The sequence below is a fragment of the Rhizobium aethiopicum genome (assembly GCF_900094625.1).
Taxonomy (GTDB): Bacteria; Pseudomonadota; Alphaproteobacteria; order Rhizobiales; family Rhizobiaceae; genus Rhizobium; species Rhizobium aethiopicum.
Window position 1 is genome coordinate 1 of the sequence record NZ_FMAJ01000047.1, and the last position, 7,946, is coordinate 7,946.

The 7,946-nt window shown below is 57.6% G+C and carries 7 protein-coding genes and 2 pseudogenes; 4 read left to right on the top strand and 5 right to left on the bottom strand.

The window, feature by feature from the left end; translation table 11 throughout:
• Positions 1–776 precede the first annotated feature (776 nt).
• Together GA0061105_RS34170 and GA0061105_RS31870 are read left to right on the top strand one after the other, a co-directional pair.
• Positions 777–863, top strand: a complete 87-nt coding sequence (locus tag GA0061105_RS34170; protein WP_237350514.1) for a hypothetical protein — start codon at positions 777–779, stop codon at positions 861–863.
• Between the two features lie 221 nt (positions 864–1,084).
• Positions 1,085–2,017 (top strand): cation diffusion facilitator family transporter, encoded by a 933-nt coding sequence (locus GA0061105_RS31870; protein WP_012489540.1) that lies wholly within the window; start codon positions 1,085–1,087, stop codon positions 2,015–2,017.
• Positions 2,018–2,147: 130 nt separating this feature from the next.
• Here the strand turns inward: GA0061105_RS31870 and GA0061105_RS31875 are convergent, their stop codons facing one another.
• The 4 genes from GA0061105_RS31875 to GA0061105_RS31895 all read right to left on the bottom strand — a co-directional run bounded on the left by GA0061105_RS31875 (position 2,148) and on the right by GA0061105_RS31895 (position 5,860).
• Positions 2,148–3,740 carry an IS66-like element ISRle3 family transposase gene (locus tag GA0061105_RS31875; protein ID WP_016737534.1) on the bottom strand — a complete coding sequence of 531 codons (1,593 nt, stop codon included), beginning with the start codon at positions 3,738–3,740 and terminating at the stop codon, positions 2,148–2,150.
• Positions 3,741–3,814: 74 nt separating this feature from the next.
• Entirely contained in the window at positions 3,815–4,159 is a 345-nt protein-coding gene (gene tnpB, locus GA0061105_RS31880) for an IS66 family insertion sequence element accessory protein TnpB (protein WP_003592504.1), read from the bottom strand.
• A gap of 91 nt (positions 4,160–4,250) precedes the next feature.
• Positions 4,251–4,541 (bottom strand): transposase, encoded by a 291-nt coding sequence (locus GA0061105_RS34175; protein WP_077989901.1) that lies wholly within the window; start codon positions 4,539–4,541, stop codon positions 4,251–4,253.
• A 590-nt stretch (positions 4,542–5,131) separates the two neighbouring features.
• Complete coding sequence (locus GA0061105_RS31895; RefSeq protein ID WP_029532496.1) at positions 5,132–5,860, bottom strand: carbonic anhydrase; 729 nt, start codon at positions 5,858–5,860, stop codon at positions 5,132–5,134.
• Positions 5,861–6,480: 620 nt separating this feature from the next.
• Between GA0061105_RS31895 and GA0061105_RS31905 the strand changes: the two are divergent.
• Positions 6,481–6,729: pseudogene (locus GA0061105_RS31905) on the top strand (biotin/lipoyl-containing protein); the annotation flags it as partial.
• A 115-nt stretch (positions 6,730–6,844) separates the two neighbouring features.
• Positions 6,845–7,627, top strand: a pseudogene (locus GA0061105_RS31910) (ISNCY family transposase); the annotation flags it as partial.
• A 17-nt stretch (positions 7,628–7,644) separates the two neighbouring features.
• Here the strand turns inward: GA0061105_RS31910 and GA0061105_RS31915 are convergent.
• The coding region (locus GA0061105_RS31915; protein ID WP_141130273.1) for a transposase domain-containing protein at positions 7,645–7,946 on the bottom strand (302 nt) is incomplete at its 5' end.

The following is a 7,946-nucleotide window of genomic DNA, read 5'->3' on the forward strand; positions in this document are numbered from 1 at the left end:
ATTGAAGTTATCGAAACCTATCCCGACGTGGCGCGGGCATCATGAAATCAATTTTCGAGGAAAGAGATCATGTCAGACATTGTGGAGCAGCTGAAGAAGGTCCGCAAGCTGCAGTCCCGCGCCGCCGCTGCCAAAATCTCAGCATTTGCAATGGCCAGAACGAGAGTTCGATGGTGAGCTCACTGGCATGATCATGGCTCTCAACCACGCGGCGGTTGCCGCCTGAAGAACTGCCAGACTCTCGTTGCCGCAGACGACATTGCTGCGCAATCTCGCGAACAAATCAGGAGAACGGTGTTGCGTTTCACAATCTTTTGCGGCCTCCTGCTGCTCGTCGTCTGGGCGAAGGCACTAACGAGTTACTTCGTCTGGCATTCCATCCACGAAGTCATCGTTGCAATGGTGGCTAGTTTGTTGCTTCTTCAGTGGGCGTATATCGCAAGCCTGCTCTTTTCCATCTGGCAATCCAGCCGTAATTACAGGAGTCGCCAAAGGGCTCGACGATCCGATCATCGCTAGACTAGAACGTGGTGTCAGCCACAGCCTATCATGAGGGCGAAAACCTCGGCGTTCTTTGGAACGCCTCTCATCAAATCAGATCCAACCATGAGTCAACGGAATTCGAACCTGCCGGATGACGTGGATGCGTCGAGAGCCCTATCGCCGCGCAAGCTCTGCAACCTCGGCCGTGCCATGATGACGTGTAACAGGTGGCCTGCTCATGCCCTATCTGTGGTGGCTCCGACTTCATTCGCGGCGGCGAGACCGTCAGCGAAGTGCTGGACTATGTTCATGCTTCCTTCCGTGTCGTGCATCATGTCCAGCCCCGCTTTACCTGCAAAGCAAAATTGGCCCTTGTTTAGATAGTCGAGGCCGCACTGCCAGAACACAGCGAGGCGATTTTGTCTTGTGGCCAGGTATGTGAAAGACGCTCATGCGAGCCCACTGGACAGGAGAGGTCAGCATTTGAATTTAAAAAGGTACCTTGATCCAAAAGTGGATGTGCTCGCTTCAGTAGCTGAATTGGATGGTCTGTACCGCGTCCAGAGGACCATAAAGAAACGTAAGTTATAAGGCTGAGCCTATGAATTTCATGAGAACGGAGCAGGGGCTTCTCTGCGTTTCAATTGCCGTTACCATCCTCCTTGCCTGCATCGGCATTTTGTTCGGGATCATTTCAGGTTCGTTCGCAATCATATTCGATGGTGTCTACGCATTGACGGACGCTGCTATGACTGTCGTAGCTCTGCTTGTTACAAAGCTCATCGCGTCATCCGAAGCGCCCTCCAGCAAAGGAAAACTTATCGAGCATTTCACGATGGGGTTCTGGCATCTTGAGCCCATAGTCTTGGCTCTCAACGGCATTCTCATAACCGGGTCGGCTGTTTACGCACTTGTCAACGCAATCGGCAGCATTTTGCATGGGGGACGTCCGCTCAACTTTAGTCAAGCGATCGTCTACTCCGTCGTAACACTCGGTGTGACAGCCACCATGGGGGTTATTGGTGATCGAGCTAATCGTAAGATCAAATCTGATTTCGTTGCCCTGGATACGAAAGCTTGGCTGATGTCCGCCGGGCTAACGATCGGGTTACTCGTCGCGTTTGCCATCGGATATTTCATTCAGGGGTCTTCTTACGAATGGATCTCGCCGTTTATTGACCCGGTCGCGCTGGCATTAATCTGCATTGTGATCATTCCCATTCCGGCGGGCACGGTTCGGCGAGCGCTCGCCGACATACTGCTTGTTACGCCATTAGATCTCAAACAACAAGTTGACGCGGTCGCCAAAACAATCATCGAACGACATGGATTCATATCCCACCGGGCTTATGTGGCCCGGGTCGGCCGAGGCCGGCAAATCGAGCTACATTTCGTTGTCTCAGAGGACCTCCCGGCGAGGAAATTGCAGGAATGGGATAAGATCCGTGACGAAATCGGGCTCGCGATTGGTAACGAGGGTCCGAGTCGTCGGCTCACCATCGCCTTTACAACCGATCCTGAGTGGGCGGATTAGGATTTTGAACCGAATTTGGAGCCCTGTATCGCAGGCATTCCATAGCGGGCGTGATCCTCGAACCGGATGCATAGCTCGGCGTTTTTTCCAGCCACCATGCGTCAATTTGTAAGCGACAAGCCGTGGCCGTTCAGGCGGCGTAGTTCCATGGCATGAGCGCGTCGATTTCACTGCTGGGCCATCCATTCGCAAGGCGCTCAAGCGTCTGGGTCAACCAAGCTTGCGGATCGACTGCATTCATCTTTGCCGTTTGCAGGAGCGTCGCGATGGTCGCCCAAGTCCGGCCGCCACCGTCGCTTCCAGCGAATAGACTATTTTTTCTCGTGATCGCTTGGGGTCTGATTGCTCGCTCGACTATGTTGGAGTCGAGTTCGATGCGGCCGTCGGTCAGGAAGCGCTCGAAGATGTCTCGACGCGAGATGGCATACCGCAGAGCTTCGGCGAGTTTGGATTTTCCAGAGACCCGTGGCAGGGTCGCCTGCCAGAGAGTGAAGAGGTCACGGACGATCGCTGCGGAGATCTCCTGGCGTGCAGCGACACGAGCTTCAGGGCTTTGGCCGCGCACACGCTCCTCGATCTCCCATAACCTCGCCATACGCTCGACGGTGTCTGTAGCGACCTTCGAGCTCTTTGCGACATGCAACTCGTAGAACTTTCTCCGGCTGTGCGACCAACAGCCGGCCAGGATGGCGCTGTCATTGCCTCCATCTTTCCGGACGAGCTTGTTATAAGCGGCATATCCGTCGACCTGCAGGATTCCACGATAGCCGCTCAGGTGTCGTGCGACACACTCGGTGGCTCGACTGTCCTCGAAGCGATAGGCTACCATCGGTGGACCGCTGCCCCCAAAAGTCCGGTCATCCCTGGCATACGCCCATAGCCATGCCGTCTTCGCTGATCCGGAACCAGGTGCAAGTGTGGGCAAGGTCGTTTCGTCGGCAAAGATCCGTTCGGCCTTCTTGATCTCATCGAGGATGTAGTCGGCGAGGATATTGAGCTCGAACCCCAGCTTGCCCATCCATTGAGCCATCAGCTTGCGGTCGAGTTCGACCTTGTCGCGTGCGTAGATGGCTTCCTGGCGATAGAGTGGCAGCCCGTCGGCATATTTGGAAACGGCGATCTGGGCCAGAAGTGCTTCCGTTGGAATGCCACCTTCGATGATATGTGCCGGAGCCGCCGCCTGGACGACACCATCCTCGTTCCTAAAGGCATACTTCGGCCGACGGGTGACGATGACACGGAACTTCGCTGCCACGACATCCAGCCGCTCGGAGACGTCTTCTCCAATCAGGATTTTGGTCTTACCTGCATGTTCTGGAAGCTCTTCCGGTTCGATCACGACCTCGACGCGCTCAAGATGAGGCGCAAAGCCCTTGCGTGGCCGCGGAGCGCGTTTGCTGTCCGCGCTACCGCGGCCTTTCGTGACCTGAGCCTTGATCGTCGCAATGCCGGTCTCGATCTCTTCGAAGACAAAGGCGTGCTGCTCGTCATCGACGGTGGATGATGCAAGCCTTTCCGAGCGTCGGCCAAATCGGGCGCGATCGAAAGCCTTCAGGATCTGCGTCAGCCGCTCGATGCGCTCATCGGCGTCCGCGTTGCGGGCCTCTAGATCGTCAACCTGCTTCTCCAAAGCCTCGACGCGGGCTGCTTTTGCGGCCATGGCAAGAACCATGGCTTTGAGAGCCTCTACATCATCCGGGAGCTCAATCTCGGGCCGCGTCATGGGTATGATCAGAGCATATTTTGCCGCGCTCCGCCCATGCTTTCAGGGACCTGATTCACTTCGCCGCAGCGGTTTTACCCAACAATCTCGGGAGGCTTCACCGGCGTGGATCGAACCCGCTTCCAGTCCATTCCGTCGACTAAAGCCAGAAGCTGGGCATGATTGAGCTGGACGCGATGATGGCCGATCCGGGGCCAGCAGAACTGGGCTTTTTCCAGCCGCTTCGCATAGAGGCAAACGCCGGAGCCATCCCACCACACGATCTTGACTCGGTCTGCTCTCTTGGCCCGAAAGACATAAAGTGCACCGTTGAACGGATCACTGCCAGCATCCCGTACCAGCGAAAGCAAGCTGTCCGGCCCCTTTCGGAAGTCGATGGGATGGCTCGCAAGAAAGACCTTCACGCCGGACGGGATCATGCCGACCGCACCGCTCGGATCACCCGCTGCAGGTGTGCTTCGCCGATATCTGCGTCGGCCCGGATAACGACGTCGCCGATGATAAGCTCGATCATCGCACGTGTGCCAATCGTCCCAGTCTCCGTCTGACCAGCCCGATTTGCGAGGTAGATCGTTGTCCGTCACGAGCATCACGACGCCAGCCAAATAGCTGCGAGGGATGTATGCCGATGCGATGCGCAATGGCTGAGACGCTTGCGCCGGGCTCCATTGCCTCAGCCACAGCCCGCGCTTTAAAATCATCGGACCAGCGGCGCCGAAATTGCCGTGGGGCGCCCTCAAGCCGTTCCGGAACAGCCTCGATCATATGGAAGTTTCTAGTTCCAGAGCTAGGCGCAGACATAGAAGCTCACAGTTTGTGAATCGTCTGTCCGCAATACAGCGGCCAACGCTACTGACGCCAGATGGGGTCAGCTTGTCGCTTACGTCAATTTCACGGTTCGTACCAATCTTCGATCAATGCGGCCAGTTTCGATGCCGTAGTTTTCCGTTATGCCTCCAGGCGCGATACTCGATTCAGCGAATAGGGTTGGCTGAACCCAGATCGCGCCTTTGCGTTCAAGCTCCACAGGCGGTTTCGCCGTCTTGATCTTGTTGAGATCCTGCCGGAGGCCGATTGTCTCGCGTTCTTTGAAACGAGCGACGCCTATGTCCTTGTACTGGCTCAGGAGGGCGCGGCCCAGCTGCCCAGGTTCCGATAGATGTCATCGCGCAGCTGTCGGACCTGTCGATTGAGCTCACCAAATTGCGCAGGCGTATGGTCGGAAATTTCCAGAAGAGCGTCGCCCAGGCAGCCAGCTCGCGACCTCAGCTCCGGCCCGCGTAACCCGCCGGGTGATGCTGCGGGCGGCAAGGGTCATCAGCGACTATGGTTCCGCGAACGCGACGAGGCGCCCGCGGATAGCCGTCGGCAACATGAAGTCGCCTCGTAGGTCAGACCTTGTGCAGAAAATCGACCACGCCGGTATCGAGATCATAATAGGCGGGCACGATCTTCACCTTGCCTTCCTCGACCAGGCGAGAAACAATCGCACTTTCGGTGAGGATGCGCTCGGCGCCGTTGAAGGCATTGGCATGGACGGTCTTGTCGACAAAATTGTCGCCGCGATCGGTCTCCGCCAAAGCCACGGGCAGGATCGGCTGGGTCATCTTGCCGATTGAGCCATCGAGCTTGGTGCCCTTGGACACGACCTCGCAGGCGGCGGAGACCGCCCCGCAACGCTTGTGGCCCATGACGACGATCAGCGGCGCATGCAGATGTTCGGTGCCATATTCGATCGTGCCGAGCACATCGGTGTCGACCACGTTTCCGGCATTGCGGGCGACGAAGAGTTCGCCGAGCGTCACCCCGCCGAATACAAGTTCCGGCACGACACGGCTGTCGGAACAGGTCAGCACGATCGCCCAAGGTGCCTGGCTCTTGGCGACGTCCTGCCGGCGCTTGGAAATATTGGCGGCGCAGGCTTCCGTGTCGGTGACGAATTTCTTGTTGCCTTCCTGGAGTTTTGCCAGTGCTTCATCCGGCAGGAGGGCGGGAGCGTTCGAGGCGAATGCCGGCATGGTCATGTCAAAGCCTGCAGTCATGACGGCCACGCCTCCGATGCCGGCAAATTTCAGCAGGGAGCGACGGCTGAGTGGGGAGGAATTGCATTCAAAGCACATGGTATCGGTCCTTTTGCAATATCCGGGATGGCTGCGGAGAAATGGCACCTGCTCCAAGTCATGTCCGGCAATTCTCCGGGAATCGGAGAATGGCCGATTGGTTATGCCTTGATATGGCACTCATCAAGCGGAATTTTGACGCATCGGAGGAGCTAAGCCAATCCTGGAGTATTGCCCCGGCCGTACGGTAGATCAACCCGGCCCTGACGGGTTCTGGCGAGGGATGCTCATGCGCGGCATATTGGGTTGCAAGGGACCCTTTGGGCGCTGCCTTCTGCTTCTTTAGTGGCTCCGCTGCCGCCGGCGGGATCGCATTCATTAACTCACTCGGGAACCTAGGAGCATTTGTGGGGCCGTTCGTTATAGGGTATCTCCGTAGTCAGCCCGGAGGTTTTTCTACAGGCCTATACGCTTTGGCAATCATGGGCCTAGCCGCGACAGTCATGTTGATTTTCCTCCTGCGCCTCCTGCGCCAAACTTGATAGAAACAACCAGATGTTCTTGTGTTTGTTGTCACGTGAGCCGAGCCGGTTAGGTGCACAACGAGATGCGGCTCGGGTCCGCGAGGAACCAACAGCAAGAGCTCGCAAAATTCCTCAGCGTCACCGGCCGCCGTCTTCGCACCCAAGGCCGAACCCGGCAATGCCGCTCATGTCGGCGCACCGATGCCGGGCGCCATCTCGCGCGTCTTTATGTCGCCCGGACAGGCGATCAATGCCGACGATGTGCTGGTGTCGACCGAAGCGATGAAGGTGGAAACGGCAATTCACGCCGAGGAGAACGGCACGATCGCCGAAGTTCTCGTCAAAGCCGGCGACCAGATCGATGCCAAGGACCTGCTTGTAACTATCGCGGCCGGTTCAGCGTAAAGTTCCATAACGTTGATTATGCTATTTGGTGCTGTAGGCGCAAAGTTGAAGTGTCCTGTTTCTGCAAAGTTGGAATGTCACTCTCCCCGCGTTTGATGGCGCGGGAGACAAGCGGATGGGACTGATTGCGATGAGCGAGCGTGACCTGCAGCGGATCGAGGTTTTGTCGAAGGTTGCCGACGGGCGGATGACGATGGTGTCGGCGTCGCATGTGCTTGCTCTCAGCGAGCGCCAGGTGCGGCGGCTGTTGGATCGCATCAGAACGACCGGTGCGGCATCGATCCGCCACAAGGCGATCGGCCGGCCGTCGAACAACCGGATCAGCGATGGTGTTCGCGATTATGCGGTGACGCTGGTTCGTGAACGTTATGCGGATTTCGGTCCGACGCTGGCGGCCGAGAAGCTTGCCGAGCGCGATGGCTTGCGTGTGTCGCGCGAGACGTTGCGCGGCTGGATGACGCAGGCCGGATTGTGGCTGTCACGCAAGCAGCGGCGGACGTTTCATCAACCGCGGTTGCGGCGCGAAGCCTATGGCGATCTGGTACAGATCGACGGGTCCGAGCATCGCTGGTTCGAAGATCGTGGAGATCCGTGCTCGCTGTTGGTGTTCGTCGATGATGCGACGGGCCGGTTGATGCAGCTGCGCTTCGTGCGCTCGGAAAGCGCCTTCAGCTATTTCGACGCACTTGAGCTTTATCTGAAGCAGCACGGGGCGCCGATCGCCTTTTATTCCGACAAGCACTCGGTGTTCCGGGTGACGAAGAAGGATGCCAAGGGTGGCCAGGGCATGACCCAGTTCGGGCGGGCACTCTCGGAGCTAAATATCGAGATTCTCTGTGCAAACTCCAGCCAGGCCAAAGGCCGTGTCGAGCGGATGAACCGGACGCTGCAGGGTAAGCGGCAAGCTGAGACCGTTCAGCGCGCGTAATTCCACGGCATGAGTGCATCGAGATCGCTGCTCGACCAGCCGTTGGCGATCCGCTCAAGTGTTTGGGTGAGCCAAGCCTGCGGGTCCACGTTGTTCATCTTCGCCGTCTGAAGGAGCGTGGCGATAGTCGCCCAGGTCCTTCCACCGCCATCGCTGCCGGCGAAGAGACTGTTCTTTCTCGTGATCGTCTGGGGCCTAATGGCACGCTCAACGATGTTGCTGTCGAGCTCGATGCGGCCGTCGGTAAGGAAGCGTTCGAAGATGGAGCGACGCGAGGTGGCATAGCGGA

Coding starts and splice junctions, on each gene's coding strand:
- GA0061105_RS31870 (WP_012489540.1), top strand. CDS start 1,085: ATGAATTTCATGAGAACGGAGCAGGGGCTTCTCTGCGTTTCAATTGCC.
- GA0061105_RS31875 (WP_016737534.1), bottom strand. CDS start 3,740: ATGACGCGGCCCGAGATTGAGCTCCCGGATGATGTAGAGGCTCTCAAA.
- tnpB (WP_003592504.1), bottom strand. CDS start 4,159: ATGATCCCGTCCGGCGTGAAGGTCTTTCTTGCGAGCCATCCCATCGAC.
- GA0061105_RS34175 (WP_077989901.1), bottom strand. CDS start 4,541: ATGTCTGCGCCTAGCTCTGGAACTAGAAACTTCCATATGATCGAGGCT.
- GA0061105_RS31895 (WP_029532496.1), bottom strand. CDS start 5,860: ATGTGCTTTGAATGCAATTCCTCCCCACTCAGCCGTCGCTCCCTGCTG.